The sequence below is a fragment of the Terriglobia bacterium genome (assembly GCA_020072645.1).
Classification (GTDB): domain Bacteria; phylum Acidobacteriota; class Terriglobia; order Terriglobales; family Acidobacteriaceae; genus Angelobacter.
In genome coordinates this window covers 12,904-39,852 of sequence record JAIQGK010000005.1, presented here as the reverse complement: position 1 = coordinate 39,852, position 26,949 = coordinate 12,904, and the positions used below count along the sequence as shown (strand labels likewise).

The window sequence follows — 26,949 nt, the reverse complement described above, 5'->3', positions numbered from 1 at the left end:
CTAGAAGCCAGTGGCTAGCAGCTGGTAAGCCGCGTAGCGGGTTACCATACCTCGCACAGTATCTCGCCGCCCAGGCCCTGTTTGCGCGCCTGGCGTCCCGTCATCACGCCCTTGGGAGTGGTGAGGATGTTGATCCCCAGCCCGCCGAGCACGCGTGGAATATCGTTGCGTCCCACATACACGCGGCAGCCAGGCCGCGAAATGCGCTGCAGGTTCGCGATGGCGGCATTGTTGTCCTGCCCGTACTTCAGGTAAATGCGCAGGACTTTTCTGCCCTCTTCCTCTGTTGGCTTGAAATTGGCGATATAGCCTTCTTCTTTCAGGATGCGCGCAATTTCCAGCTTCAGCTTGGAAGCCGGAACATCAAGCTTCTGGTGCCGTGCATGGATCGCATTGCGAATGCGTGCCAGCAAATCTGCGACCGGATCGGTCAAACTCATCTTCGTTTATCTCCTCTTATCGTCACCCGTTTGCTCCGACTCCGCCGGAGAACCTGCCGTGACGTACTGCAAAACCGGCTATTGGCTCTTGGTACTTGGCCTTAAGCGATCTGCTTTCTTATCTAACCGACTTCAACTTGCTGCCGGCCAACCAAATACCAACTACCCAATACCAATTACCACGACGACTTCGAAACCCCGGGAATCTCACCCTTGAGCGCCAGTCCGCGGAAGCACAGGCGGCAGAGGCCGAACTTGCGCAGAAAAGCGCGCGGCCGTCCGCAGATGCTGCAGCGATTGCGGTGCTGGGTGGAGAACTTGGGTTTCTTGTTCGTCTTGGCGATCTTCGCTGTTGTTGCCATTGTGTCCTTTGCTAAATACCAACTACCAAATACTAAGTACCGCTCTTTACTGCCTGAACGGCATCCCAAAATGCTTGAGCAACGCCCTTGCCTGGTTGTCGTCGCGCGCCGTGGTCACGATCGTGACATTCATGCCCTTCAGCTTGTCCACTTTCGCGTAATCGATTTCCGGAAAGATCAACTGGTCACGCAAGCCCAGCGTGTAATTGCCGCGACCGTCAAATGACTTCGTCGAAACCCCGCGAAAATCGCGCACACGCGGCAGAGCAACGTTGATCAACCGATCCAGAAACTCATACATGCGCGGACCGCGCAGCGTCACCATGGCGCCAATCGCCATGCCTTCGCGCACTTTGAACGCCGCAATCGACTTCTTGGCCTTGGTCACTACCGGCTTCTGCCCGCAGATTTCACCCAGGTCGCGCACCAGCGGATCAAGCATCTTGGTATTCTGCGTGGCTTCGCCTACGCCCATATTCACCACGATCTTATGCAGTCGCGGTACAGCCATGGGATTCGTCGTGCCCAGTTCCTTGGCCAGCGCCGGAGCAATCTCTTTATCGAATTTGTCCTTCAGTCTTGCCGTTACCTTTGTGGTTGCCATTGTTTCTCTGTACTTCCTTCTCCCACGGTTTCGGAGTGGTTACCGGTTCGTAGGGTCATCAATTCTTGGTTCAGTATTTAGTACTTGGCTGCTCGGAGCTGCTTCGCTTTCAGCAACATTCCCTTGTCTTTCACACAAGGCCAAATACCAATTACTAAGTACCGCCTTCAACTATTTATCCAACGGCGCATCGCAACGCCGGCAGATCCTCACATGCCGGCTGCCGTGCATTTTGTGTCCAATGCGCGACGGTCCGCAGCTCGGGCATACAACCATGACGTTGGAGATGGAGATGGGCGATTCCTGCTCCGCGATTCCGCCCTTGATGTTGCGCTGCGGATTCGGGCGCACGTTCTTTTTCACCATCATTACGTGCTCCACCAGAACTTTGCTGCTGCCGGGGAAAACCCGAAGCACGCGGCCCTGCTTGCCCTTGTCACGTCCGGTGATTACTTTCACCGTGTCATTGCGCTTGATATCGACTCTTGTATGCATTGTCTGCCTTCAACCATTTGGCGGCCTCAACCTTGCATCCGCCGGAAATCTTCCTGTCTTGCCGTATTCGTCTCCCTTACAACGCCTCGCTGTTACAGAACTTCCGGCGCCAGAGAAACAATCTTCAAAAACTTCTTTTCCCTGAGCTCGCGGGCCACGGGACCGAACACGCGCGTGCCAATCGGCTCGCCGGTTTCATTAATCAGCACTGCCGCGTTTTGATCAAAGCGGATATATGTTCCATCGCGGCGGCGATGCTCCTTGCGCTGGCGCACGATCACGCATTTCACCACCGTGCCCTTCTTGGCCGTGCCGTCCGGCGACGCTTCTTTCACCGCAGCCGTAACCACGTCGCCCAGGCTGGCGTTCAGGCCGGTGTGGCCGCCCAGCGGCAGGATCATCTGCAGCCGGCGCGCTCCGCTGTTGTCGGCCACATCGAGAATGCTTCTCATCATGACTGCCATGGTTTTGTCCCCTTATCAAATCTGTTTCATCAGCGATTCGGCCCGTTTGGCCGCCGAATCGCGCAGCAACGAGCGCTGAAATCCTTGCCCACGATCCGCACTCTTAAGCGGTTTTCGAATCGACGTTAACTGCTGACTTCTGCTTCCTCGCCGCCCACCAGCTTGGCCTTCTGGATCACGTTCTTCAACCGCCAGCGTTTCAGTTTGGACATGGGGCGTGTCTCTTCAATCTCCACAAAGTCGCCTACGTGCGCCGTGTTCTTCTCGTCGTGCGCGTAGAACTTCTTTGACTTGGCTACGACGCGGCGATAGAGCGGATGCGCTTTCTTCATGATCACCTGCACCACGATGGTCTTGCTCATCTTGGTGGAAGTCACACGTCCGATCTTGGTGCTGCGGCTGCCTTGTTTTTTTTCTGTCGTTGTCTCTGCCATTTACTTTTTCCTCGCCTTGGCTGCGGTCTTCTTCTTTGCCGGCTTGGCTGTTTTGCCCTTGGCGGCAGCCTTGGTCTTCTTTTTCTTGGCGCTCTTGCCGGCAGCGGCCTGCTTCGAACTTGGCTTTGGCTCGGCTTCACCCGCGGCGGCTTCAGTTTTGTGGCCGTTGCTGGGCGCTGCAATTCCCAGTTCCTTCTCCCGCATCACGGTATGAACGCGCGCTACGTCCTTGCGCAGGCCACGGATCTTGGTCAGGCTCTCCGTCTGTCCCATTTTCAACTGGAACTTGAGGCGGAAGAGCTGGTCATTGAGCTCCTGCTGCTGGTGCAGCAGTTCGGCATCGGTCAGATTTCTAAGTTTTTCGACATCCATTGTCTTTTCTCTTTTGGCTGCTAGCACTAGCCTCTGGCTTTTAGCCCTTAGCTTTTTGCCTGGGCTTTAATACTTTTAAATCCTTGCCTTGGATCCCTTCGTTTCCGGCTGCTCAATCTTGAACATTCAGCCCAAACTACGTCTCCGGCTGGGTGCTTGCTCAAGCCGATGGCAAGAAGCTAGTGGCTGTCGTGTCGGGCCACAAACTTTGTCCGCAAGCCCAGCTTGTTTGACGCCAGCCGCATTGCTTCCTGGGCATCCGTGCGGTTCACGCCTTCCATCTCAAACAGGATCTTGCCCGGACGTACCACGGCAACCCAGTGGTCCGGCGCGCCCTTGCCTTTGCCCATACGGGTTTCGGCGGGCTTCTTGGTCACAGGCTTGTCCGGAAACAGGCGGATCCAGATCTTGCCGCCGCGCTTCACAAAACGCGTCATCGCCACGCGGCTGGCTTCGATCTGCCGATCGGTGACCCAACCCGGCTCCATGACTTTCAACCCGAAATCGCCGAAGGAGAGCTCTCCTCCGCGCCAGGCCTTACCGCACATGCGACCGCGCTGCTGCTTGCGGTACTTAACTTTTTTCGGCATTAACATAAGTTCGAATCCTTGTAGCTGCTCACTTTTTCGCCAAGTACTTAGTAGTTAGTATTTAGCTGCAAGCTCGCGGCAATTTTGCCAATTTCAAGCCGCATCAGTCTTCTACACAAAGCTAAATGCTAAGTACCAAGTACTAAATACTGCTTTCTTAAAATGCTCCGGCACCCGCGCGCTCAGGCTGCCGCCTCTTCTGTGGCAGAATGTCGCCCTTGTACACCCAGCACTTTACGCCGATCACGCCATACGTGGTGCGGGCCTCAGAGAAACCAAAATCGATGTCGGCGCGCAGCGTGTGCAGCGGCAGACGTCCCTGCAGGTACCATTCGGAACGCGCGATTTCATTGCCGTTCAACCGGCCGGACACGCGGACCTTGATGCCCTTGCAGCCGAAGCGCAGCGCCGAATCCACTGACTTGCGCATTGCCCGGCGGAAGCCGACGCGCTTTTCCAGTTGCAGCGCGATCCCTTCCGATACCAGTTGCGCGTCCAGCTCCGGCTTGTGCACTTCCTGGATGTCGATAAACACATCGCGGTTCGTGCGCTTCTGCAGCTCGACCTTCAGCTTGTCGATTTCCGCGCCCTTGCGCCCGATGATGATTCCCGGACGCGCGGTGCGAATGATGATCCGGAGCTTGTTGCCCGGACGCTCGATTTCCACCGAGCTCACGCCCGCAGACTTGAGCTTGTCCTTCAGCTCGTCCTTCAGCTTCACGTCTTCCAGAAGAAGCTTGTCGTAATCTTTCTCAATGAACCAGCGCGACCGCCAGGGCTTGGTGTATCCCAGCCGAAATCCGTAAGGATGGACTTTCTGTCCCATGCATTTACCTCTTGTAATCTTTCTTCCGCGTAACTAATTGCGCTACAAAACTTTTTCCGAACCGAAATTCTTTACCGCGCCGCCGCGGTCTTCTTCTTGCCGGCTGATTTCTTCTTTGCGCCAACAGCTTTCTTCTTGGCCGTGGCCTTGGCCGGAGCAGCTTCTTCTTCGCCGACTACCGTTGCCAGTTCCTGCTTGTTCTCCGCGCCTTTTTCCGCCAGCACAATTTCCATGTGCGAGATGCGGCGTTGATAACGGAACGCGCGGCCCATCGGCGCCGGACGAATGCGCTTCATGCGCGGGCCTTCATTGGCGATGGCGTGCTTTACGTAGAGCCGGTCAAGGTCAACGTCCATGCCTTTTTCCTGGCTCAGGTAATTCGCGTTCTCCACCGCCGAGCGCAGCAGCTGAAAAATTGCCGGAGCAATGCGCTTCTTGGTAAAGGTAAGCGTGGTCAGAGCGTCTTCCACGCGCCGGCCTTTAATCAAGTCCAGCACCAGCCGCGCCTTCTGCGGCGATACTCGGGTGAATCGGGCTTTCGCTGTAAATTCCATGTCGGTTAACCTATGCTCTCAATCTTTGCTATTTCGCTGGGGGCGCTGACGATGCTGCCGGAGAAATCGCTCCCGGACCACCCGGCACACCCGCTGGCTTGGCGGAAACTTCCGCCGCCGCCTTCATCGAGTGACCTTTAAAGATCCGCGTAAAGGAGAACTCGCCCAGCTTGTGTCCCACCATGTTTTCCGTGATGTAGACCGGAATAAACTTTTTGCCGTTGTGCACCGCAATGGTGTGTCCCACCATCTCCGGCGAAATCGTCGAACGGCGTGACCAGGAACGGATGACCTTCTTATCATTCTTAGCGTTCAGGTCTTCAATCTTCTTCAACAGATGGCCGTCAATGTGCGGCCCTTTCTTTAATGAACGAGCCATTATTTCTGTCTCCTGCTGACAATGAACTTGTCTGTGCGCTTGTTGTTGCGCGTCTTGTAGCCGCGTGTCGGCTGGCCCCACGGCGTCACCGGATGGCGTCCGCCTGAAGTCTTGCCTTCACCGCCGCCGTGCGGATGGTCTACCGGGTTCATGGCCACACCGCGATTCACCGGCTTCTTGCCCAGCCAGATATTGCGTCCGGCTTTGCCGATGGCCACGTTCTCGTGGTCCACGTTGCCTATCTGTCCGATCGTCGCCATGCAATCGATCAGCACTTTGCGCGTCTCGCCGGAAGGCAGTTTTACCAGCGCATACTCATCTTCTTTTGCCACGAGCTGCGCTGACCCGCCGGCGGAGCGTACCATCTGCGCCCCTTTGCCCGGCTTTAGTTCAATGTTGTGGATCGTTGTGCCGGCCGGAATGTTCTTCAACGGCAGCGCGTTTCCAACAAGAATGTCGGCTTCAGGGCCGCTGACGATCTTCTGCCCTACGTTCAATCCCACGGGATGAAGGATGTAGCGCTTCTCGCCGTCGGCGTAGGCGATGAGCGCGATGCGCGCCGAGCGGTTAGGATCGTACTCGATCGAAACCACGGTCGCCGGGACGCCATTCTTGTCGCGCTTGAAATCAATGTCGCGCAGCTTGCGCTTGTGTCCGCCGCCGCGATGCCAAATGGTGATGTCACCCGCGTTGCGGCGTCCGCCGGTGCGCAGCTTGATGCGCGTGAGCGGCTTGTGCGGCTTGTCGGTCGTCAACTCATCGTTGGTCAGCGTTGTTTTAAAGCGCAACGACGGCGTAATCGGTCTGTATGTCTTAATTGCCATGTAAAACCAGCCTCTAGCTGCTAGCCTCTAGCCGCTAGCCTTTTTCTTCTACGGCTTCGAATCTCACGAAGCTCAAAATCGTGTCTCACTGCTTGCGTCAACCAGCTCTGGCTAGAAGCCAGGAGCTAGTCGCTAGCAGCTATATATTGGCCGCATACTCGGGCATTTTTTCGCCCGCCTTCAGCCTTACGTATGCCTTTTTCCAGTCCGGACGGTAACCGGCAAACTTACCCCGGCGGCGTTCCTTGCCTTGAAAGTTCGCGGTGCGCACCGAATCAACCTTCACCTTGAAGATCTTCTGGACGGCTTCTTTTACTTCCGTCTTGGTGGCCGCTGCGTTCACTTCAAAAACCAGCGTGCCCTGGTTCTCCTTTACGCCCAGCCCTTTTTCCGTGATCACCGGCTTGCGGATAATCTGATAGGCCGACTTCATTACGCCACCTCCGCTTTGTGCTTGGGCGCTGAGGCCTTCAGCGAATCCTGCAATTTCTCAAGAGCGGGCTTGGAGAAGATCGCCGTCTCATAACGCAGCAGGTGATAAGGATGCACTTGATTGCCGGGAATCAATTCCACTCCGCGAATGTTGCGCGAGCTCAGCTCCAGGTTGCGGTTCTCTTTTGCGCCATCCACCAGCAGCGTCGTCTTGCCAACGCCCAGCTTGCCCAGCGTCTTGCGGAAAGTGTTGGTTTTGGCTGCGTCCAGCTCGAACGCTTCCACCACCATCAGCTTGCCGTCAGAAAGCTTGGAAGCCAGCGCGGAACGCAGCGCGCCGAGCAGCTTCTTTTTGGGAAACTGGTAATCGTAGGAGCGGGGCTGCGGTCCGTGGACCGTGCCGCCATGACGCCACAGTGGCGACCGGATGGAGCCCACGCGCGCGCGGCCTGTGCCCTTCTGTTTCCAGAGCTTCTTGCCCGCGCCAGACACCAGCTTCTTGTTCTTGGTGGCGTGCGTGCCTGCCCGCTGCGCTGAGCGGTAATGCTTTACCGCTTCCCAGAGAAGGTCTTCATTGATACCGCCAAAGACCTCGTCGGCCAGCTCCAGTGAGCCTGTCTTCTTGCCTTCGAGATTTACAACATCGATCTTAGCCATATTGAACTCTTGTGGACCGCAGGCGCCCTCGCCTGCGTCCTAAAAATTATTTCTTCGACTTGCCAGCAGCGGCTTTCTTCGCTGCCTTTAGAGGATCAAGCGTGGTCGATCCTGCAAAGCCACGGCGCTCGCGAGGTGGTTTCTTTGCTTTCAGAATCACCACATACGCGCCCTTCGGACCGGGTACCGCGCCTTCCACTAATAGAAGGTTGTCGTCGGTATCAATGCCGCGAATCTTTAAATTCCGGACCGTGACCTGGTCCACGCCCATGTGGCCGGACATGCGCATTCCGGGAAACACGCGCGACGGAAACGACGATGCGCCGATGGAACCCTGCACCTGGAACATGTGTCCGTGGGCTCCGGGGCCGCCGCCAAAGTGATGGCGTTTCACGACGCCGGCAAAGCCGCGTCCCTTGCTTACGCCAATCACATCAACAAACTTTTCATTGGTGAAAATATCCACCAGCACCTTGCCGCCGACCTTCAGCCCATCGCCATTGCTCGCGGCTGCTTCGCCTTCGGCGGGCTGCGCTTCGGCTGCGGCTGATTCAGTGCCGTCCAGCATGGCAACTTCACGCATGAACTTTACCGGCGGCAGATCGTGCTTGCCAAAGTGTCCCTGCATGGCTTTGCTCACGTTCTTGCCTTTTACAAATTCCACCAAGCCGATCTGCGCGGCTTCGTAGCCTTCTTTGTTATTGCGCTTGATCTGCGTGATCACGCATGGGCCGGCCTGCAGGACGGTGACCGGGTGAACGTCACCCTTGTCGTCAAACACCTGCGTCATGCCGATTTTTTTGCCTAGAATTCCGTTAATCATTGTTTCCTCTCCTCATCATTCCTGCGCTGTTAGCAGCTTTCAGGAACTGTAGGTTTGGTACTGGTATTTGGCCATTGGTATTTGGTACTTAGCCAAATACCAACTACTAAATACCAAGTACCTATTTATGTTCTTTCCCGAACGCCTTGATCTCCACGTCCACGCCGGCCGGCAGGTCGAGCTTCATCAGCGCGTCCACCGTGTTCTGCGTCGGCTCCAAAATGTCAATCAGGCGCTTGTGCGTGCGGATCTCAAATGCCTCGCGCGACTTCTTGTCCACGTGGGGGGAGCGCAGCACGCAATATTTGTTCTTCACCGTGGGCAGCGGAATCGGTCCAGCAATCTGTGCCCCGGTACGTTTGGCTGTGTCAACGATTTCGCCCGTGGACTGGTCCAGGATGCGATAGTCGTACGCTTTCAGCCGTATGCGAATTCTCTCTTTGCCTATCACTCGTTTTATCCCTCAAAGATCCTTGCGGTCAGGCCAGTGTTGAAAAGATCGAAGGTCGCTGCCGCTTTTGATTTTGTGGCACAGGCACTTCTGCCTGTGCCCGTTAGCTACTGAATAATCTCGCTGATCGTTCCCGCGCCCACCGTCCGTCCGCCTTCGCGGATAGCGAAACGCAGTCCCTTTTCCATGGCCACCGGCGTAATCAGCTCGATCTGCAATGAAACGTTGTCGCCCGGCATCACCATCTCCGTGCCCGCAGGCAGTTCAGCCACGCCCGTCACGTCTGTGGTGCGGAAGTAAAACTGCGGACGATAGCCCTTGAAGAACGGTGTATGACGTCCGCCTTCTTCCTTATTCAGGACGTAGATCTCGGCCTTGAACTTGGTGTGTGGCGTGATCGATCCCGGCTTCGCCAAAACCATGCCGCGCTCAACATCGTCTTTGCCGATGCCGCGCAGCAGCAGTCCAGCGTTATCACCGGCCATGCCTTCGTCCAGCTGCTTCTTGAACATTTCCACGCCCGTGACCACGGTCTTTCTGGTGTCGCGGAAACCCACAATCTCAACTTCCTCGCCGACTTTTACCTTGCCGCGCTCAATACGGCCTGTTACCACGGTGCCGCGGCCGGAGATGGAGAAGATATCTTCAATCGGCATCAGGAACGGCTTGTCGATATCGCGCGCCGGCAGCGGAACGTACTTATCGACGGCAGCCATCAGCTCGTCAATCTGCTTTTCCCACTTGGGATCGCCGTTCAACGCGTTCAGCGCCGAAAGACGAATCACCGGAACATCGTCGCCGGGGAACTTGTAGCTCTTTAGGAGCTCGCGGACTTCGAGCTCCACCAGATCGAGCAGCTCGGCGTCATCCACGGCATCGCACTTGGGTTCGGCGTCTCATATTCCACGTGCGCCGTGGCGATGGTAATACCGCGCTCGCGCTCTTCCGGCGCATTATCAATCGAGGCAAAATCGCGAAACTTGATCTTCGGATTGTGCTTCGACAACACCTTGGTGATCGCCGCAGTCAACGTCGTCTTCCCGTGATCAATGTGACCAATCGTGCCTACGTTTACGTGCGGTTTGCTGCGATCAAATTTTTCTTTTGCCATTGCCTGAAGCTCCTCTAACTTTTGCTAAGCCAGAACGCGCCCAAACGCGTTTCTGATTCCGTTAAACCTTCAAATTCTTTGTCCAACCGCTCATACTCGGCCAGGTTCTGCTCGCGGAAGCGCTTGAACTCTTCTTCCGACTGCCAGTAATCCAGCGTGAGATAGCGAAAATCAACAGCAACATCTCTTACCAGCTCCGTTCGAATGTAGCCTGGGGACATATCGTCAGGCGCCCCACGGAAGAAACGCGCCCAGTCTCCCTCAGGCCCGTACTTCTGAACAAACTCTGCTTCCCTTGCCCGCCGTACCCGAAATTCCCAGACGATCACGTACTCGCCTGCGCCGATCATCACCTTGCTGCCGGCTTGCCCTGCACCTTGGCGACAATCTCTTCCGTCACCGCGCGCGGCGCTTCATCATAATGCGCAAAGTGCATGGAGAACGTCGCGCGCCCCTGAGTGTTCGAGCGCATGTTTGTGGCGTAACCGAACATCTCGGCCAACGGCACCAGGCTCTTGATTACCTGCGAACCGGCGCGATGCTCAATGCCTTCAATGCGGCCACGGCGTGAATTCAGGTCGCCGATAATGACGCCCATGAACTCTTCCGGCACCACAACTTCAACGCTCATGATCGGCTCCAGCAGGACCGGCGAAGCCTTGCGCGCCGCTTCCTTAAAGCCCATGGAAGACGCGATCTTGAACGCCATTTCGTCGGAATCTACTTCGTGATAGCTACCGTCATAAAGCGTGACCTTGATATCAACCATTTCATAGCCGGCCAACACGCCGCCTTCCATGGCCTGCTTCACGCCCTGCTCAATTGGCTTGAAGAACTCGCGAGGCACCGCGCCGCTCTTGATCTCATTGATGAACTCAAATCCTTTGCCCATCTCATTGGGATCAATGCGCAGCTTCACGTGGCCGTAATGGCCCGAGCCGCCGGTCTGGCGGATGTACTTGCCTTCCGCTTCAGCATGCTTGCGAATGGTTTCGCGGTACGCCACCTGCGGCTTGCCCACATTGGCTTCCACTTTGTATTCGCGCATCATGCGGTCAATGATGATTTCCAGGTGCAGTTCACCCATGCCGCTGATGATGGTCTGTCCGGAATCCGGGTCGGTTGCGACCTTGAACGTGGGATCTTCCTGCGCCAGACGGCCCAGGGCAACGCCCATTTTTTCCTGGTCACTCTTGGTCTTGGGCTCGACGGCGACGGAGATGACCGGCGCGGCGAACGTGATCGACTCCAGCAGGATCGGTGCTTTGTCCGAACAGATGGTGTCGCCGGTGGTGACGTTCTTGAGGCCGACGCAGGCGCAAATGTCGCCGGCGTAAATCTCGCTAATCTCTTCGCGCTTGTTGGCATGCATTTTCAGCAGGCGGCCAATGCGCTCAGACTTGCCTTTGGTTGTGTTCAACACGCTATCGCCGGTTTTTAACTGGCCGGAGTACACGCGCACGAACACCAACTGGCCGACAAACGAATCGGCCATGATCTTGAATGCCAGCCCGGAGAACGGTTCATTGTCCGCCGGTTTGCGCTCCAGCGCTTTTTCCGGATGATCGGGATCGTGGCCCTTCGTGGCTGGGATGTCCAGCGGCGAAGGCAAGTAATCGACCACCGCGTCCAGCAGAGTCTGCACGCCTTTGTTCTTGAAGGCCGTGCCACACAGGACCGGGAACAGCTTGAGGCTGATCACGCTTTTGCGCAGCGAGGCGCGCAATTCGTCGGCGCTGATGCTTTCGCCTTCCAGAAACTTGTGCAGGATCTCGTCGTCGTTTTCCGCGACCGACTCGACCAGTTGCGCGTGGAATGCTTCCGCTTTCTTTTTCAGCTCAGCGGGAATCTCTTCAACTTCGTATTTGGCGCCCAGGGTTTCATCGCGCCAGTAAATGGCCTTCATGTCGACCAGGTCGACGACACCTTTAAAAGCTGCTTCTTGTCCAATGGGGATTTGAATCGCTACAGGGCGGGCATTGAGGCGCTTGCGGATGGTATCGACCGCGTGCTCAAAATCGGCGCCCATCTTGTCCATCTTGTTGATGAAGCAAATTCGGGGAACGCCGTATTTATCGGCCTGGCGCCATACGGTTTCCGACTGCGGCTCGACGCCATGCACGGCGTCAAACACGGCGACCGCGCCATCAAGGACGCGCAGCGAGCGCTCAACTTCGGCGGTAAAATCCACGTGGCCGGGTGTATCGATAATATTGATGCGAATGTCGCGCCATGTGCACGTGGTGGCGGCGGAGGTAATGGTGATTCCGCGCTCCTGCTCCTGCTCCATCCAGTCCATGGTGGCGGTGCCTTCATGCACTTCGCCAATGCGGTGCGTGATGCCCGTATAGAACAGGACACGTTCAGTCGTAGTTGTCTTGCCGGCATCAATGTGGGCCATGATCCCGATGTTGCGGCAACGTTCTAATGGTGCTTGTCTGGGCATTTTCCTGAAATTCTTTCGGTTCTAAATCTTTTTGTATCTGGCTCTTGGCCTTTAGCTGCTGGCCTTTAGCCCGTTTTGTTGTCGCAACCGGCTTGGCTAATTGCCAGTTGCCAATTGCTAGCTGCTGCTGTTACCAGCGATAGTGCGCAAACGCCTTATTCGCTTCGGCCATCCTATGCACATCTTCCTTTTTCTTGATCGCCGCGCCGCGACCGTTGGCCGCGTCTAGCAGCTCGTTCGAAAGCTTGTCCACCATGCCTTTTTCGCCGCGTTCGCGCGCATAGCTCACGATCCAGCGGATCGCCAGCGAGGTGCGCCGATCCGGATTCACTTCCACCGGCACCTGGTAGTTGGCTCCGCCCACGCGGCGGGTCTTCACTTCCAGCATGGGCTTGGCGTTTTCCACGGCCTTCTTGAACAGCTTCAGGGCTTCGTCGCCGCCCTTGGCCTGCAGGTTTTCCATGCATTTATAGAAAATTCCCTGCGCGGTGGATTTCTTGCCGCCCCACATCATGGCGTTTACGAACTTGGTGACCAGCGTTGAGCTGTAAATCGGGTCCGCGATCGGATCGCGCTTTGGAACATGTCCTTTACGTGGCATCGTCTTTAAATCCTCTAAATCTCAATCCTTCTTCTGTTATTGCCAAAACTGCCAAACATCGCCGAAATTGGCTTGCCTTTGAGATCCTTCGCGCTTCGCGCTCAGGATGATCGCAGCAGGCTCCCGCTTCGCTCACGCCTGCTCAACGTGATCACTTCGGTCTCTTGGCTCCGTACTTGCTACGTCCCTGCTTGCGGTTGGCGACGCCGGTGGCATCCAGCGTCCCACGCACAACGTGGTAGCGGACGCCGGGAAGGTCTTTTACGCGGCCTCCGCGGATCAGCACAATCGAGTGCTCCTGCAGGTTGTGGCCGACGCCAGGAATGTAGGTGGTAACTTCAATTCCATTTGTCAGGCGCACGCGGGCCACCTTGCGCAGGGCGGAGTTCGGCTTTTTGGGTGTTTGCGTATAAACACGCGTACAAACGCCACGGCGCTGCGGCGATGATTGCAGGGCCGGACTGGCCGTCTTGTAATTCGGCGCCGTCCTGCCTTTTCGAACCAGCTGATTAAATGTCGGCAAAGTTATTTCCTCTTATATTCAAGGACTCCGCAGCTGCGCTGCTTTGCCCTCGTGCTACCCGGGTCCCCAGAGAGCCAGGTTTTGGCCCGATGGGGTGTTTTTCGCGCGGGACAGCGCTCTTGGCACTTCACCCGCTGCTTAAAACTGTTGCTTTTTCAACAGGCAAATGGCCGCGCACACGGGCGCGTCCAGTCTGCTTTAGGATCCCGCATTGCGAGACTGGCTGCGATGCATGCAGCCATAAATCCGCCAAATGGGCGGAGAATATCGAATTACCCTATCTGTGGTTGAGAAACGACGGTGGCACCGAGCCTGATCGGGGGCACTCCGTTTCGTTCTCCTGGCCCGCATACCCTTCCGTGTGGAAGGTAGCGCGGACCATTTCAGCGAGGCATGCCCTGATATCAGAACAAGTCTTGGGCAAAAAATACGCTACAGCTCACTACAGGCAAGCTAAATTGTACTCGCGGAACCTTATAAATATAGCAACTGGAACCAGATTCCGTCAACACGGCCACCCGGCAAATCGGCGGAATCAGCCCAGTAAACCAGCCTTGACGCATTTCTTTCGGGAATGCGGCGTCCGGTGGTATTCCATTGCCGAACGCCGACGCCGGATTGCCCGTGGTGTTGAAGAAATCGGCGCAAGAATCTACACTGAACTCTCTTCTATATTATGCGCAATCAAGTGTTTCTCAAGATGCAGGGACAAACCCCACGCTACCCATTTTTTACCGGAATAGCCCTTATTGCTTTATTTGTCTTGTTGACAGCGGGTTGTGGCGGTTCAAAATCCGCGAATACCACCATAGCCGCAGTCAGGCTAGGTTCTTCGACGCTTTCCCTGGTGGCAGGCGAGGTCGTCGGGCTGAGTGTATCGGCCGTGAATTCCGACAACGCTAATGTTTCCACCACCTTTACCTTTAATTCTTCAAACACCCAGATTGCCACAGTTTCACCCGCGGGCAACGTTTGCGCAGGAGTATGGGATTCCGCCTTTGTGGTGTGCAACGGCTTGGACGCAAGTGGAAATCCCATCAGCGGGACAGCGATCATTACCGCAACCGCCGGCGGCGTGACCAGCGGGCCCGTGACGGTGGCCGTTCATCCATCGATTACGTCAGTAAAGGTTGACCCGGTGACGGAGCCCTGCTTCTCCATTACGCAGACACACCAGTTTGTGGCGCATGCATTCCATAACAACACGGAAATTACCAATCAGATCGGCAATTTCAGCTGGTCCGCTTCATCGCCCTCTGTAGCCAGTGTGGACGCCAACGGATTGGCCACGGCCCACACGCCCGGAATCACAGGCGTGATAGCCAGCGTGGGCACAACCACATCCCCGGCCGTTTTTTTGAAGGGTTGCATGCCGGTGCTGATTGTGTTGCATATTAATGGAGACCCAGCGGGTGTGCCGACTGAGAATTTAGTCATGAACGTTGCCGACACGAAAACGGTACAGGCCGACATGGTCGACGAGCTGGGAGCTGTAACGCCGAACGCTCCGGTAACGATTCTCAGTAACAACAGCACGGTGGCGACGGTAAGCGGAACAGCGTTGACGGCACAATCGCCCGGCGGCGCCGGTTTACAGGCGGTATGCGCGCCACCCACCTGCGGCATTGGGATCAATACTCCTATCTACAGCAACCTGTTGAGCATCTTTGTGGGTGGAACCAGTCCCAACACCACCACGGTTTATGCCACCAGCACCTTTCCCAATGTGCCAGGCACCAGCATTACACTGATTCCGATTGATGCCAGCAAGACGCCACCGGCAGTAGGCTCACCGATCTTTCTTCCCGGCTTTCCTAACTCGCTGTTGTTTGACCGGACGGGCGCAACTGGTTACATTGGCACCAGCAATGGGCTGGCTTCATTAAATACTGCAAGCAACGTGGTGACTCTGCTTTCACCAGTGCCGATAGGCAAAGTGCTTGCAGTTTCCGCTGATGGAAATCAGGTAATCGTTTCCAACGCCGCTAAAGATCCTTCCACCGGCCTGCCCATTGATCCGTTCCCTTCCGAGCAGCGCGTGTGGGTTTTTGACAAGGCCGGGAACACCATTACAACTTTTGTAGTGCCGGGCGCGGTGGCGGCAAATTTTGACGACGACGGCTTCAGGGCCTACATTGTTGCGGACAACGGCAATGTCTATGTTTTCTCGCCGTTTCTGACGCTCCAGACCTTTAACATCGGCGGCGTGAACACAGACGTGACCCAACTGGCTTCCGGTCCCTTCTCTTACGTGGCCAATTCGGCTGGCCTGCAATCGATTGCCACCTGCAACAATGCTCCTCAGACCACGAACCCGCCCACCAACTCCACCGCCATACAGTTCGTGCAGTCCGTGCGGAATACGAACACGTTGGTGGCAGTAGACTCCCCGGGACTTGACATTGAAAGCGTCAATACCGCTGATCTGACGCCGCCGACCACGATTACTCCCGCGAATTGTCCGGGCATAGTCAGCTATAGCAATAACTTCCTCGACTTCGGGGTTGGCGCTTTTACAGCACACCAGTTACTTGTAGGATCAGCCGGGACGCACATCGCCGTTTTACCCGCAGGCCTCAACAAGGTGCTTACAGCGGTAAATACGAACAATGTATTCAGCGCCGCCACCGTGCCATTACCTGCCGGCGCCACGGAAGCATTGAACGGAAGCCTGACTCCCGATGGCGCGACGCTCTGGGTGGGCGTCGCCGGAACCAACACTGTGGACCGAATCAACCTGAACAGCAACGCCGATGAAGCCCAGATTCCCATGACCTTCAAGAAAGCCGACGGATCGCCCGCGCCGCCGAATCTGGTTGTGATTAAGCCGAAGTAGCAGCTAGCACTTAGCAATTAGCAATTAGCATTTAGCATTTAACCATTGTGTTTTAGCTGCCAACATGCACTGCTAAAGGTTGGACCCAAGTTTATTCAGCCATTTTCCCTGAGCTGTTGGCCTTCAACCGAAATTACTTGAGTCTAAAACAGCCAGGCTAATTGCTAATGGCTATTTGCTAATCGCTCAATGCTAAATGGCTAAAAGCTCTTCTTATCGCGGTCGGCTTGCGCCTTCTCCCACCGGCTATCTCCATCTGGGACATGCGCGCACCTTCTGGGTGGCGTGGCAGCGCGCACGCGCCGCGCACGGCAAACTCATCTTCCGCAATGAAGATCTCGACTATCAGCGATGCAAGCCAGAGTTTGTCCAAGCGATGTATGAAGACCTGCAATGGTTGGGCCTGGATTGGGACGAGGGGCCTGAGCTTTCATTCCAGATCGGCAAAAGCGGCCAGCCTGGGGAACCTGATCTTGGCAGAACTGTCAGTGGTGTAGTCAATCGCGGCAGCAGTGTTAGTCCCGGAGGAGCTGGCCGCGGCGGCTTTGGCCCGTATTCACAAAGCGAACGCCGCAGTTTTTATCTCGACGCATGGCGCAAGCTGCGCGACAGCGGATTGATCTATCCGTGTACGTGTTCACGTAAAGACTTGGAGCGGGCATTATCTGCGCCGCACGAGGAAGAAACTGGTGGACCGCAGGCGCCCTCGCCTGCGGGGAAGGATCTTCGTGGGACGCAAGCTGGGATCGCAGCGCACGCCAAGATTGTACGAGCTGGTGGGGAACCGCCCTCGCCTGCGTCTTTGGAAGAGAATTCCGCACGGCCGGGGGCGGCTGCGGTCCAATCACAACCCATTGACGACGAACTTCCCTATCCTGGCACCTGCCGCGAAAATATCGGAACCGCTAAAAACTATGACTCTCCCGCAGGCGTGAGCTGGCGATTCAAAGTCCCTGACTGCGAGACGATATCGTTTGAAGACGGTTATTTCGGACGGCAAGAGTTTGTCATCGGACGCGACTTCGCAGACTTTCTGCTGTGGCGGCGCGACGACATCCCCGCGTATCAACTTGCCGTGGTAGTCGACGATGCCGCGATGCAGATCACAGAAGTCGTCCGCGGCGCGGACTTGCTCAAGAGCACCGCACGACAACTACTGCTGATCCGCGCACTGGGGTATCCAGTGCCTGCATATTTTCATTGTCCGCTGCTGCGGGACGAAAAGAATGTCCGCCTGGCAAAAAGGCATGATGCGCTGAGCTTGCGGAACTTGCGAGAGCAGGGGGTGAAGGCGGAGGAGTTGCGAAAGAAGTTTGCGGAAGAAGCGCATTGGGACAAAGGGCTCCCATCGCTTTAAAATTTTCTTCGGCTGCAGGAAAGAACCCCAACAAACACCATAGCAATGAGAGTTTGTACCTGCCGACGATGGATGTTGGGAGCTGCATTTTGCGACGCAGCTCCCAATCGATTTACTTGGTCACCATGAAAACGTCGTAGGCCATCGGGCCCACATCTGAAGCGTTTCGCATTCCACGGTTTACGCTGGCCTTGTATTGGAAGACATTGCCAAATTGGTCTTTTCGCCCAGACAGCGTGTAATCCACACTGAGAGAATAAACGTCCATGTCCGCCAATGTATGCAATTCTCCCGGCTGGCAGATGCCATCGTGATTGGCGTCAACCCATAAGCGCAAGAAGGGAAAGACCTGGTCTTTGGCGTCAATCACGCCATCGCCATTGCCACCGTTCGCCGGCAAATCATATTGCGCCAACGCCTTGAAGCCGTTCGGACTCGGGTCGAGCGGCTGGGGGCTCACGTTCGAGAACAACTCCGTGCCGTCATCAATCGCGCCATTGCCGTTGCGGTCCAGGACCAGGAATGCCGTGCTGCTCGCGCCGCTTGTCCATGGAATCTTGATTGGCTTTCCCGTTGCGCGGATATCAAACATCACGCCGCTGGCGGCGCTCGTGAGCTCAAATCCGTGGCCATCCAGATCCAGAATGATAGGATCGCATTCTAATGGCGCGAAATCATCCGATGGAGGAGCGCATCCGCCGCCACCGCCACCCGCTAACGCTGGGTCAGGCTGTGCTGGACAGTTGTTGCTCGCGCCATCAGCGAATTGGAAGAAGCCGTCACTGGTGATGGTGGCTCCAACGCCACTTTGGCTGATAGAGACTGTTACGCCGCATGCGCAGGCAAAGCATGCCTTGACCGCACCGCCAGCTGCGCCGCTGCATGAAGCACCAGTGCCAAAGCCGGTAGCGGTAGCATGGCTGGTGTCTGCATTCACTCCGGGTTGATGGCAGAAACTACTGAGGAATCCTTCGCCATCGTCAGCTAAAGGAACAGCTGATACCATGCATGTTGTATCGCAGTTCCCACTTGATGATGCGCTGGCCGTAAAAGTGCAACTGGTCGATTTTGTCACATCCACGAAATGAATCTCTGGGCCTAGATGGAATTGGTTGCCATTCAAGAACCCCAGCGGCAGGGCGAAGGTGGTGTTGTAATCCGAACAGGTCGCTTGCAGCAGAAGCGGCTGCTCCCGCTTGATCGGCGGATGAAAACCCGCTTCCATCAAACGGTATTGGCCTGATTGCCATTTTGTTTTCGGCGCCGAGAAGTGGATCGGCTTCAATTTTTTGAAATCATCTTCATGAATCGAGCAACGGCCTGTCGCGGCATCACAGTTCAGCTGCCCCGGCTGGCCCTGGGCGGTTTGCTGTGACCGCAGCCAGTTGCGAACCAGCGGGTCTTTGGCGGCAAATTCGCCCTCGATCAAGCTTCCCGGATACCCGTCGTGTTTTAAAAAGAATGTGAGACCGCCGCCGCCAAGGTTGGCAACGGTATCTATCGGCAGGATGGGATTGTCTTTTGGGCCAAACAAGAACATCGCGTGATAGATACGGCTCCGTCCCTGGAAGGTCACTTTGACCTGATACGCGGCATATTTTTGATGCTGTCCCGCTTCTTCTGTGAGCGGATATATCGTAGCGAATGACATGTCCCAATTTTCACCAATATCAAACGATGGCTTCCATTGGACTTGTGCTATCGCGGAGCTGCCCTCACTCAATATTTTGCCGTATTGGTCTTTAGTGGATGTGCCGCTCAAGCTGCTGACAATGTACAGCATTTCAGTCTGTTTGCTTGGCTTGGTAACCAATTGGCTGTAATTGACGGGAAGAATTTCCGAGATCGGCCCGACCTTGAAGTCCGATAAATCGAAGCGCAGTTGCTGGTCCATGCGCAATTTGAACTGGATTGGATCGATCTGTTGACGATGTCCCTTTTCCATCCACAGCGTTTGGATGTCATTGACCTGGGCCGCATAACTCAAGCGGGCATAAGTTGTTCGTACTACCTGTTCTTCATGGCTCATCGCCTGCTGCCCTTTGGCATATGGCACTAACAGCAATAAAACAATTAATCTCAATCGCATACTTGCCTTTCTTTGCTCGATTAAGTTTTATTGGGCCTAAGGGGGTGTGCGAGTATAGGCAGAACTAGCGATATGTCAAGCAGAATTGCTGGAAGATTTCCGTTTTCCAAAGATCGACCTGTAGCTCAATAAAGCCATCAGCGCCGGCTCTGGCCACAGTAGCAGTGCTTTTCAATAGACGACATCAAGGGCGGCGATGCGGCAACAGGCATTGCCAAGGCTAAACCAATAAGATTTTTATAATTCTAGTTCAATTAAGATGGGGGCAGAACCTACTCCAAAGATACAGGCGGGCAGATCCCTGACAGAATCTGCCCAGCAAAGTTCCTTCCAGCGCTAGTTCTCTCCACCGCTCGGCGTCGCGGCGGACTTCTTGTCGTCGGGCTTGCCCAAATCACCGAACGTCCAAATCCCGTAGGCCTTCAGCATCACGTCGTTATGTTTTTCCACCAGCATCTTGGCGGTCTTTTCCGGAGGCCACGGGCTGGCGAGGCGCTCAGGGCGGTCGGCGATCCAGAAAGCGGTCAGGCCCATGACGGTGGCGTCGCGGGTGAGCAGGTCAGGCTTTACTTTGTCAAAGGTATCCACGGCGGAGTGGTGCGTGAATTTGTATTCAGGCGAATCCTGGCCCATGTTGATGCCGGGCAGCCCGGCAAGAATGAATGGCCCTGCGTCAGTGCCAAAGACGGTGCGGTCGTCGACTTCAACTTCACCAAAGGACTTTACCGAGTCGGCAAATTTTGTGACTGCCGGAATCAGGTCATCGTGGCCGCCCATATCGAGCCGCACGACGGGACCCTGGCCGTTATCCAGAACGAGCGCGGCAACGTGGTTAGGCAGTTCGTCCTTATGCATTTTGGTGTAAGCCAGCGAGCCGAGCAGGCCCTGCTCTTCACCGGTGAAAAGCACAAAGCGGATAGTGCGTTTGGGCTTGAAGCCGCTTAGCTTGATGGCCTTGGCCGCGCCCAGAGTTGTGGCCACGCCGCAGCCGTCGTCGGTGGCGCCATCTGCCAAGTCCCAGGAATCAAGATGGCCGCCCACAACGATGACCTGTTCAGGATGCTCGGTGCCGCGAATTTCACCCACAACATTGGCTGAATCCACCGGGCCGCTGGTCACGCGATTCTGCACGTTGATCTGCATGCGCACGCGCTTGCCCCGGTCAAGAAATCGGCCGATCTGCTGCACGTCTTCAGCAATCATGCTGACTACGGGGATTTCATAGTAAGTATCAAATCCCATTGCGCCGGTGTGGGTAAGGTGCATGCCTGCGGGAAATCCGCCGCCTTGTCCGCCAATGATGGCAACGGCGTGTGCGTCATGCGCTTTTTTCAGGAAGTCGCCAAAGCGGGCAAAGTTGTTTACGCCCGGTTGTGGCGTGGGCGCAGCGCCTTTCTTCACGATCAGCAGCACCTTGCCGGCCCATGATGCGGAATTGTTCTTCATCTCGTCTTCAAGATGGTTGGAATTTACCGCCACCACTTCAGCTTCTTCTCCGCCTTGTTTGGTGGACCCGACCCAGCCCATGGAATCGATGGAGAGATGGCGATGGATAGGAACAACCAATTCTGCCGAGGCGGAAACGCGTGTCCAGCCGCGCGAGATCTGCCATTTTTCCGCGCGAACATTTTCAAGTCCCATGGCGCGCATTTTCTGCAAGCCCCATTCAATGGCTTGTCCAGCTTCAGGCGATCCCGTCACGCGACCGCCAATGTAGTCAGAGAGTTGTTCCAGATCGTCATAGGCTTCCTGGCTCATCATGCCCTGGCCGGCGATGGCCGTAAGCGCAGGCATGGTGCCGTCCTGGGCTGGAGCAGCGGGTTCGGCCGGATTGGCGGCTAAACCGGTCGTTGATCCGATCAAAGAAAAGCACAACAGCATTGCCAGTCCGGCGGTAAAGGAGAGCAGTTTACGCATGTGAAATTGCACCTCTGGAAGATTCTCAATCAGTGTGAAGGCAGATTATATCCTGTATTAAGGACGGGCCATGCGATTCAAGGTGAGCAGCAAATTGCATGGGTTAGAATGTGTCGCGATTTTAAACTTATGAAAACCCCAATTCTGTTGTTGGTTCTTTGCTCCGGCAGTATGTTGGCGCAGCAATTGCCGCAAGCGCCGCACGCCCACGTGACTGCTGTAACCCCTGCGCCCGGATATTTCAACGAGCCCGCCATCGCCGTGAACCCAAAAGATCCGCAGCAGGCGGTGGTCGCGTGGCAAGTGCCCACTAGCGCCGCGTATTCCCGCGATGGCGGACAAACATGGAAGGTGGCGGAAGGCACCACGCCCGGAATGTATCGCGTCTCCGGCGACGTTTCTCTGGCATATGACGCCGCGGGCCACGCTATTCTGTGTTACATCGCTTTTGACAAGCTCGGCAGCACCAACTATTGGGCGCGCGGCGCAACACGCAACGGCATCTTCATCCGCCGCTCGCTCGATGGCGGCCAGACCTGGGAGCACGACACGCATACCGTGATTTCCCACGAGTCAACTCCGGGCATTCCCTTTGAAGACAAACCCTGGATTGTGGCAGACACCGCCGGACCGCATGCAGGCAATCTTTATATAGGATGGACGCACTTCACTCTTGCTGCCAGCGAGCTAATGTTCTCCCGCTCCACCGATGATGGCATCACATGGTCCAGTCCCATCAAGATCAGCAGCGTTCCCGGCTTGCCGCGCGATGACAACGGCGCGCTCGAAGGCTTTCACGGCGTAGTTGGCCCCGATGGCGCGCTGTATACAATCTGGGACGCGCGTGACGGCATTATGATGGCCACCTCGCATGATGGCGGCGCAAGTTTCAGCAAAGACCGGCTCATCATTCCCGCAGGTCCCGGCTACTTCGGCATCACCGGCGTTTCGCGCTCCAACGGCTTTCCCCAGATTGGCATGGATATGCGCGGCGGAAAACACGGCGGCAAACTTTACGTCGCATGGAGTGACTACTCTAACGGTGACGTCGATGTTTTCGTTGCGTCGTCGGCCGACTATGGCAAAACGTGGAGCGCGCCTGTGCGCGTCAACACCGATCCTATCCATAACGGCAATGATCAGTTTTTTCAATGGATGGCTGTTGACCCGCAAAGCGGCGCTGTAAACCTCATTTTTTATGACCGCCGCACAGACAATGAGGAAACCACGGTCACGCTGGCCCGATCTACCGATAGCGGCAAGACTTTCCAGAATTACACGTGGGATCCTGATCGGTTCAACGCTGAAGGCGATTTCCTCGGTGACTACCTCGCCATCACCGCTTATGGCAACAAAGTCTTTGGCGCGTGGGCGCACCAGACATCGGCAGAAGCCAAGACGGAGCGCGGCAAAAAAACAAGGACTGTACTGCGAGTGGGCACCGCGGATTTTAATTAGTGTTCGGCACTCAGCAGTCAGCATTCAGCCAAACCTATTTACCGCAAAGGGCGCCACGGACGCGAAGAAACAGGAGAATCTCTTTTCTGAATTCTGGTTTTCCTTTGCGTTCATTGCGTCCCGTTGCGGTGAAAAGGTTTTGCTGAGTGCTGAATGCTATGCTGGTTGCAACCATCCCGCCCACAGCCTTCATCGCATTAATCACGATGAACGCTAACATTCGCATCGGCACTTCCGGCTATCACTACAAGCACTGGGTGGGCACGTTTTATCCACCAAAAACGCCGGCATCAAAGATGCTCGACTATTATGTCCGTAACTTTGACACCTTAGAACTGAACAACAGCTTCTATCGCCTGCCCTCGATCGAAGCTTTCGAATCATGGCGCGACGCTACGCCGACGAATTTCATTTTTGCCGTAAAGGCCAGCCGCTTCATCACGCACAATAAGAAACTTAAAGATCCTGAAAATGCTCTCGATAACATTCTTCCCCGCGCTGAGCACCTGGGCAAAAAGCTCGGGCCTGTTCTGTTTCAGCTGCCGCCAAAGTGGAAGTTGAATCTTGAGCGGCTAGAAGGTCTGTTGGAAATTCTTCCGCGTGAGCGCCGTTACGCGTTTGAGTTTCGCGAGCTGAGCTGGATGACTCCGGAAGTCAACCGCCTGCTGGAGCGCCATAACGCAGCGTTCTGTATTTATGAGCTTGCCGGTTATCACTCGCCGTTCGATATTACCGCCGATTTTGCCTACGTCCGCCTTCACGGCCCTGAGGCGGGGAAATACCAGGGCAGTTACAGCAAAGCGCAGTTACGCGAATGGGCGCGGCGCATTGAGCAATGGTCGGCAAAGATGAAAGCGATTTATATTTATTTTGACAACGACCAGGCTGGCTACGCGGCGCAGAACGCGCTGACGCTGAAAAAGATGGTCTTGGGTCGGTCAGACACCAGACGCCCGGCCGCTTGACATAACAAACAGGTCGTAACAATCGGGAAACTCCATCCGAAAGCCGCGAAAAATAGAGTGGAATAAATTCCTCGCCACCCAGTTATTCAGCTAAATTATTGCGAGCGTAATTCTTGAGCCAGCAGGGGAGACTACTTGCGGAACACGGTTGCCGGCATACTATTTTTCTATCTGGTGGTTTCCGCATGGGCGCAGGAGGCTAATCCCGGTCGGCCCACCGTTTCCACGCCTGCCACACTCACGCCCGTCGGCTACCTGCAATTTGAAACCGGCGTACTGGGCGCGGAACATTCTCCTGATCTGCCCAACCAGCTCAGCTTCAATGAAGTGATGAAGTTCTCTCTGAATGAGCGCATCGAGTTGCTGCTGCAAAGCCAGCCTTTCGCTCACTCCGACCTTGGCCCTTTTGGATCGAATGATCCCGGCGATCTTTCTGCGGGACTTCAGGCTGTGCTTCTGCCCGGAACCAAAAAACGCCCAACCATCTCTGTGAGCTATTTCCTGCGCGTCTTTGGCGGCACAGCTCCCGATCTCGACATCGGTTCCAACCGCCAATCCGCGCTGCTTCTGCTCTCAACCGACATTGCCAAGTTTCACATTGACACCAACGCGCTCTTCAATGAGCAGATTCAAGATGCGCGGCATCGAGCACAGTTCGGCCAGACGCTTTCAATTTCTCATGGGCTGCCGCATAAATTCGGGGTGGGAGGCGAACTCTGGCACTTTACGCAGCCATTTCAAAATGGGCACGCTGCCGGATTTCTTTTTGCGCCAACATACACGCCGCGGCCAAACCTGGTTTTTGACGCCGGCTTCAATCGCGGTCTTACCTCAACCAGCACGCGGTGGGAATTATTTATGGGATTTACTTATCTGCTGCCGAAGAAGCTGCTTTAGGTTGCGCAACCCAGCATCGGTCTTATGATTTACGTGACACAGGCACTCTTGCCTGTGGCCGAATTGGACCCGAAGGACGCAGGCACAGACAGGAGTGTCTGTGCCATAAATTCTGTCCAGAGTAAGCTCTAAAACAACTAGCTCTTGCCTTTGCCCGCCACTTCCAGCCTGGCTTGCGCGCGCTGCAACGCTTCCTGCGCTTCCTCATTAATCTCAAGGCCAGACTTCTGCAATTCGGCTTCGGCTTTTTTCTTTGCTGCCTCGGCGCGCGCGGTATCTATTTCTTCTGCTTTCTCCGCCGCTTCCGCCAGGATCGTGACTTTGGTTTGCAGGACTTCCACAAATCCCCATGCCACTGCCAGCCGCTTTGTCTGGTTGCCATTGCGGTACGTAAGTTCGCCGGGGGCCACCTCACTGATAAGAGGAGCGTGGCCGGGCAGGATGCCGAGATACCCGGTCGCGCCCGGGATCTCAATGTACTCGGCGGGCTCGCTCACCACCAGCCGCTCCGGCGTCACGATTTCGAGTTGAATGGTCTCTGCCATTGCTTACGCTGCCGCTCCAGCTTTCATCTTCTCCGCCGCTTCCAGCACTTCTTCAATCGCGCCCTTCATGTAGAAGGCCTGCTCCGGAACATCATCGTGCTTGCCCTCGATGATCTCCTTGAAGCTGCGCACCGTGTCCGCGATCTTTACATAGCGTCCGGCCATGCCGGTAAACTGCTGCGCCACAAAGAAGGGCTGCGAGAGGAACTTCTGCACCTTGCGCGCGCGGGAAACCGTGAGCTTGTCTTCTTCGCTCAGCTCTTCAATACCCAGAATGGCAATGATGTCCTGCAAATCGGTATAGCGCTGCAGGATCCGCTTCACGCCCTGCGCTACGTCATAATGCTCCTGCCCGACGATGTGTGGATCGAGAATGCGCGACGTTGAAGCCAGCGGATCGACTGCCGGATAAATTCCAATTGCCGTCAACGGACGCGAGAGCACTGTGGTTGCGTCCAGGTGAGCAAAAGTCGTCGCCGGAGCTGGATCGGTGAGATCGTCGGCGGGCACATAAATCGCCTGCACTGAGGTGATTGATCCGCGCTTGGTTGAGGTGATGCGCTCCTGCAACTCGCCCATCTCGGTGGCCAGGTTCGGCTGGTATCCCACGGCGGAAGGCATGCGGCCCAGCAGTGCGGACACTTCAGATCCGGCCTGGGTGAAGCGGAAAATATTGTCGATAAAGAGCAGCGTATCCGCGCCTTCGTCATCGCGGAAGTATTCGGCCACTGTCAAGCCGGTCAGCGCCACGCGAAGGCGCGCTCCGGGGGGCTCGGTCATCTGGCCGTAAATCAAGGCCGCTTTCGACTCCGCGGGAACGCCCGGCTTGATCACGCCGGACTCGCTCATCTCCAGCCAAAGATCGTTCCCTTCACGGGTGCGTTCGCCCACGCCGGCAAACACTGAGTAGCCGCCGTGCTGCTTGGCCACGTTGTTGATCAGTTCCATGATCACAACCGTCTTGCCTACACCTGCGCCGCCAAACAGGCCGATCTTTCCGCCCTTCAGGAACGGCTGGATCAGGTCGATGACTTTTACGCCGGTCTCAAACATTTCCGCTTTGGTCGCCTGCTCGTCGAACGAGGGCGCCAGGCGATGGATAGGCAGCCGCTTGGTCGCCTTGATTGGGCCAAGCTGGTCCACCGGCTCGCCGATCACGTTCATCACGCGGCCCAGTGTCTCTTTGCCCACAGGCACAGAAATCGGCCCGCCAAGATCAAGCGCGTTCATGCCGCGCACCATGCCGTCAGTGGCCTGCATGGCCACTGTGCGCACGCGGCTCTCGCCCAGATGCTGCTGCACTTCCAGCACTACGTCGATCGGCTCAGGCACTTTGAAGCCTTCGCTGGTTACGCGCAACGCCTGGTATATCGGCGGCAAATTTCCAGGTGTGAACTCCACGTCAACCGCGGGACCCGCGATCTGTATTACCTTGCCTATGTTTTGAGTAGCCATAATCTCCCAGCAATTAGCAGTTAGCAATTAGCAATTGGCAAA

At 56.0% G+C, this 26,949-nt stretch carries 29 protein-coding genes and 1 pseudogene; 5 read left to right on the top strand and 25 right to left on the bottom strand.

The window, feature by feature from the left end; genetic code table 11:
- Nucleotides 1-41 precede the first annotated feature (41 nt).
- From rpsH to rpsL, 21 genes and pseudogenes are all read right to left on the bottom strand, one after another.
- Nucleotides 42-440: a 30S ribosomal protein S8 gene (gene rpsH, locus LAO76_08670; protein MBZ5490990.1), complete on the bottom strand. Its 399-nt coding sequence runs from the start codon at nt 438-440 to the stop codon at nt 42-44.
- Between the two features lie 176 nt (nt 441-616).
- Nucleotides 617-802: a type Z 30S ribosomal protein S14 gene (locus LAO76_08665; protein MBZ5490989.1), complete on the bottom strand. Its 186-nt coding sequence runs from the start codon at nt 800-802 to the stop codon at nt 617-619.
- Between the two features lie 46 nt (nt 803-848).
- Nucleotides 849-1,406, bottom strand: coding sequence for a 50S ribosomal protein L5 (rplE, locus tag LAO76_08660; protein ID MBZ5490988.1), 558 nt, complete (start codon nt 1,404-1,406; stop codon nt 849-851).
- A gap of 171 nt (nt 1,407-1,577) precedes the next feature.
- Nucleotides 1,578-1,901 carry a 50S ribosomal protein L24 gene (rplX, locus tag LAO76_08655; protein MBZ5490987.1) on the bottom strand — a complete coding sequence of 108 codons (324 nt, stop codon included), beginning with the start codon at nt 1,899-1,901 and terminating at the stop codon, nt 1,578-1,580.
- A gap of 92 nt (nt 1,902-1,993) precedes the next feature.
- Nucleotides 1,994-2,365 carry a 50S ribosomal protein L14 gene (gene rplN, locus LAO76_08650; GenBank protein ID MBZ5490986.1) on the bottom strand — a complete coding sequence of 124 codons (372 nt, stop codon included), beginning with the start codon at nt 2,363-2,365 and terminating at the stop codon, nt 1,994-1,996.
- Between the two features lie 125 nt (nt 2,366-2,490).
- Complete coding sequence (gene rpsQ / locus LAO76_08645) at nt 2,491-2,799, bottom strand: 30S ribosomal protein S17 (protein ID MBZ5490985.1); 309 nt, start codon at nt 2,797-2,799, stop codon at nt 2,491-2,493.
- Nucleotides 2,800-3,171 (bottom strand): 50S ribosomal protein L29, encoded by a 372-nt coding sequence (gene rpmC, locus LAO76_08640; GenBank protein MBZ5490984.1) that lies wholly within the window; start codon nt 3,169-3,171, stop codon nt 2,800-2,802. It lies immediately after the preceding gene.
- 179 nt (nt 3,172-3,350) lie between these two features.
- Nucleotides 3,351-3,767, bottom strand: coding sequence for a 50S ribosomal protein L16 (gene rplP, locus LAO76_08635; GenBank protein MBZ5490983.1), 417 nt, complete (start codon nt 3,765-3,767; stop codon nt 3,351-3,353).
- A 151-nt stretch (nt 3,768-3,918) separates the two neighbouring features.
- Nucleotides 3,919-4,587, bottom strand: a complete 669-nt coding sequence (gene rpsC, locus LAO76_08630) for a 30S ribosomal protein S3 (GenBank protein MBZ5490982.1) — start codon at nt 4,585-4,587, stop codon at nt 3,919-3,921.
- A 71-nt stretch (nt 4,588-4,658) separates the two neighbouring features.
- On the bottom strand, nt 4,659-5,141 hold the full coding sequence (rplV, locus tag LAO76_08625; protein ID MBZ5490981.1) for a 50S ribosomal protein L22: 483 nt from the start codon (nt 5,139-5,141) through the stop codon (nt 4,659-4,661).
- 28 nt (nt 5,142-5,169) lie between these two features.
- Nucleotides 5,170-5,520 carry a 30S ribosomal protein S19 gene (gene rpsS / locus LAO76_08620; protein ID MBZ5490980.1) on the bottom strand — a complete coding sequence of 117 codons (351 nt, stop codon included), beginning with the start codon at nt 5,518-5,520 and terminating at the stop codon, nt 5,170-5,172.
- Nucleotides 5,520-6,344: a 50S ribosomal protein L2 gene (rplB, locus tag LAO76_08615; GenBank protein MBZ5490979.1), complete on the bottom strand. Its 825-nt coding sequence runs from the start codon at nt 6,342-6,344 to the stop codon at nt 5,520-5,522. The genes rpsS and rplB overlap by 1 nt, the downstream gene beginning before the upstream one ends.
- A 139-nt stretch (nt 6,345-6,483) precedes the next feature.
- Entirely contained in the window at nt 6,484-6,777 is a 294-nt protein-coding gene (locus tag LAO76_08610) for a 50S ribosomal protein L23 (GenBank protein ID MBZ5490978.1), read from the bottom strand.
- A complete protein-coding gene (gene rplD, locus LAO76_08605) occupies nt 6,777-7,433 on the bottom strand; it encodes a 50S ribosomal protein L4 (GenBank protein MBZ5490977.1) in 657 nt (218 codons plus the stop codon). Before rplD ends, LAO76_08610 begins: the two co-directional genes overlap by 1 nt.
- A 46-nt stretch (nt 7,434-7,479) precedes the next feature.
- On the bottom strand, nt 7,480-8,256 hold the full coding sequence (gene rplC / locus LAO76_08600) for a 50S ribosomal protein L3 (protein MBZ5490976.1): 777 nt from the start codon (nt 8,254-8,256) through the stop codon (nt 7,480-7,482).
- Between the two features lie 121 nt (nt 8,257-8,377).
- A complete protein-coding gene (gene rpsJ / locus LAO76_08595; protein ID MBZ5490975.1) occupies nt 8,378-8,704 on the bottom strand; it encodes a 30S ribosomal protein S10 in 327 nt (108 codons plus the stop codon).
- A 110-nt stretch (nt 8,705-8,814) separates the two neighbouring features.
- A pseudogene (locus LAO76_08590) lies at nt 8,815-9,818 on the bottom strand (elongation factor Tu).
- Nucleotides 9,819-9,832: 14 nt separating this feature from the next.
- Nucleotides 9,833-10,168, bottom strand: a complete 336-nt coding sequence (locus tag LAO76_08585; protein MBZ5490974.1) for an antibiotic biosynthesis monooxygenase — start codon at nt 10,166-10,168, stop codon at nt 9,833-9,835.
- Complete coding sequence (gene fusA, locus LAO76_08580; GenBank protein ID MBZ5490973.1) at nt 10,168-12,264, bottom strand: elongation factor G; 2,097 nt, start codon at nt 12,262-12,264, stop codon at nt 10,168-10,170. The genes LAO76_08585 and fusA overlap by 1 nt, the downstream gene beginning before the upstream one ends.
- A 130-nt stretch (nt 12,265-12,394) precedes the next feature.
- Nucleotides 12,395-12,865, bottom strand: coding sequence for a 30S ribosomal protein S7 (gene rpsG, locus LAO76_08575; GenBank protein MBZ5490972.1), 471 nt, complete (start codon nt 12,863-12,865; stop codon nt 12,395-12,397).
- A gap of 151 nt (nt 12,866-13,016) precedes the next feature.
- On the bottom strand, nt 13,017-13,388 hold the full coding sequence (gene rpsL / locus LAO76_08570; GenBank protein MBZ5490971.1) for a 30S ribosomal protein S12: 372 nt from the start codon (nt 13,386-13,388) through the stop codon (nt 13,017-13,019).
- A 676-nt stretch (nt 13,389-14,064) separates the two neighbouring features.
- On the opposite strand from rpsL, the gene LAO76_08565 reads away from it, so the two are divergent.
- Together LAO76_08565 and LAO76_08560 are read left to right on the top strand one after the other, a co-directional pair.
- Entirely contained in the window at nt 14,065-16,224 is a 2,160-nt protein-coding gene (locus LAO76_08565) for an Ig-like domain-containing protein (GenBank protein ID MBZ5490970.1), read from the top strand.
- A 196-nt stretch (nt 16,225-16,420) separates the two neighbouring features.
- On the top strand, nt 16,421-17,581 hold the full coding sequence (locus LAO76_08560) for a tRNA glutamyl-Q synthetase (protein ID MBZ5490969.1): 1,161 nt from the start codon (nt 16,421-16,423) through the stop codon (nt 17,579-17,581).
- A gap of 112 nt (nt 17,582-17,693) precedes the next feature.
- Here LAO76_08560 and LAO76_08555 read toward each other — a convergent pair whose 3' ends face one another.
- Together LAO76_08555 and LAO76_08550 are read right to left on the bottom strand one after the other, a co-directional pair.
- A complete protein-coding gene (locus tag LAO76_08555; GenBank protein MBZ5490968.1) occupies nt 17,694-19,670 on the bottom strand; it encodes a hypothetical protein in 1,977 nt (658 codons plus the stop codon).
- A gap of 336 nt (nt 19,671-20,006) precedes the next feature.
- Entirely contained in the window at nt 20,007-21,587 is a 1,581-nt protein-coding gene (locus LAO76_08550) for a M20/M25/M40 family metallo-hydrolase (protein MBZ5490967.1), read from the bottom strand.
- Between the two features lie 129 nt (nt 21,588-21,716).
- Here LAO76_08550 and LAO76_08545 point away from each other — a divergent pair, with 129 nt between their 5' ends.
- The 3 genes from LAO76_08545 to LAO76_08535 all read left to right on the top strand — a co-directional run bounded on the left by LAO76_08545 (nt 21,717) and on the right by LAO76_08535 (nt 24,907).
- Nucleotides 21,717-23,045, top strand: coding sequence for a glycoside hydrolase (locus LAO76_08545; GenBank protein MBZ5490966.1), 1,329 nt, complete (start codon nt 21,717-21,719; stop codon nt 23,043-23,045).
- 206 nt (nt 23,046-23,251) lie between these two features.
- Nucleotides 23,252-24,010, top strand: coding sequence for a DUF72 domain-containing protein (locus tag LAO76_08540; GenBank protein MBZ5490965.1), 759 nt, complete (start codon nt 23,252-23,254; stop codon nt 24,008-24,010).
- A gap of 135 nt (nt 24,011-24,145) precedes the next feature.
- Entirely contained in the window at nt 24,146-24,907 is a 762-nt protein-coding gene (locus tag LAO76_08535) for a transporter (protein ID MBZ5490964.1), read from the top strand.
- A gap of 137 nt (nt 24,908-25,044) precedes the next feature.
- Here LAO76_08535 and LAO76_08530 read toward each other — a convergent pair whose 3' ends face one another.
- Nucleotides 25,045-25,452, bottom strand: coding sequence for a F0F1 ATP synthase subunit epsilon (locus tag LAO76_08530; protein MBZ5490963.1), 408 nt, complete (start codon nt 25,450-25,452; stop codon nt 25,045-25,047).
- A 3-nt stretch (nt 25,453-25,455) separates the two neighbouring features.
- A complete protein-coding gene (atpD, locus tag LAO76_08525) occupies nt 25,456-26,907 on the bottom strand; it encodes a F0F1 ATP synthase subunit beta (GenBank protein ID MBZ5490962.1) in 1,452 nt (483 codons plus the stop codon).
- Between the last annotated feature and the right edge of the window lie 42 nt (nt 26,908-26,949).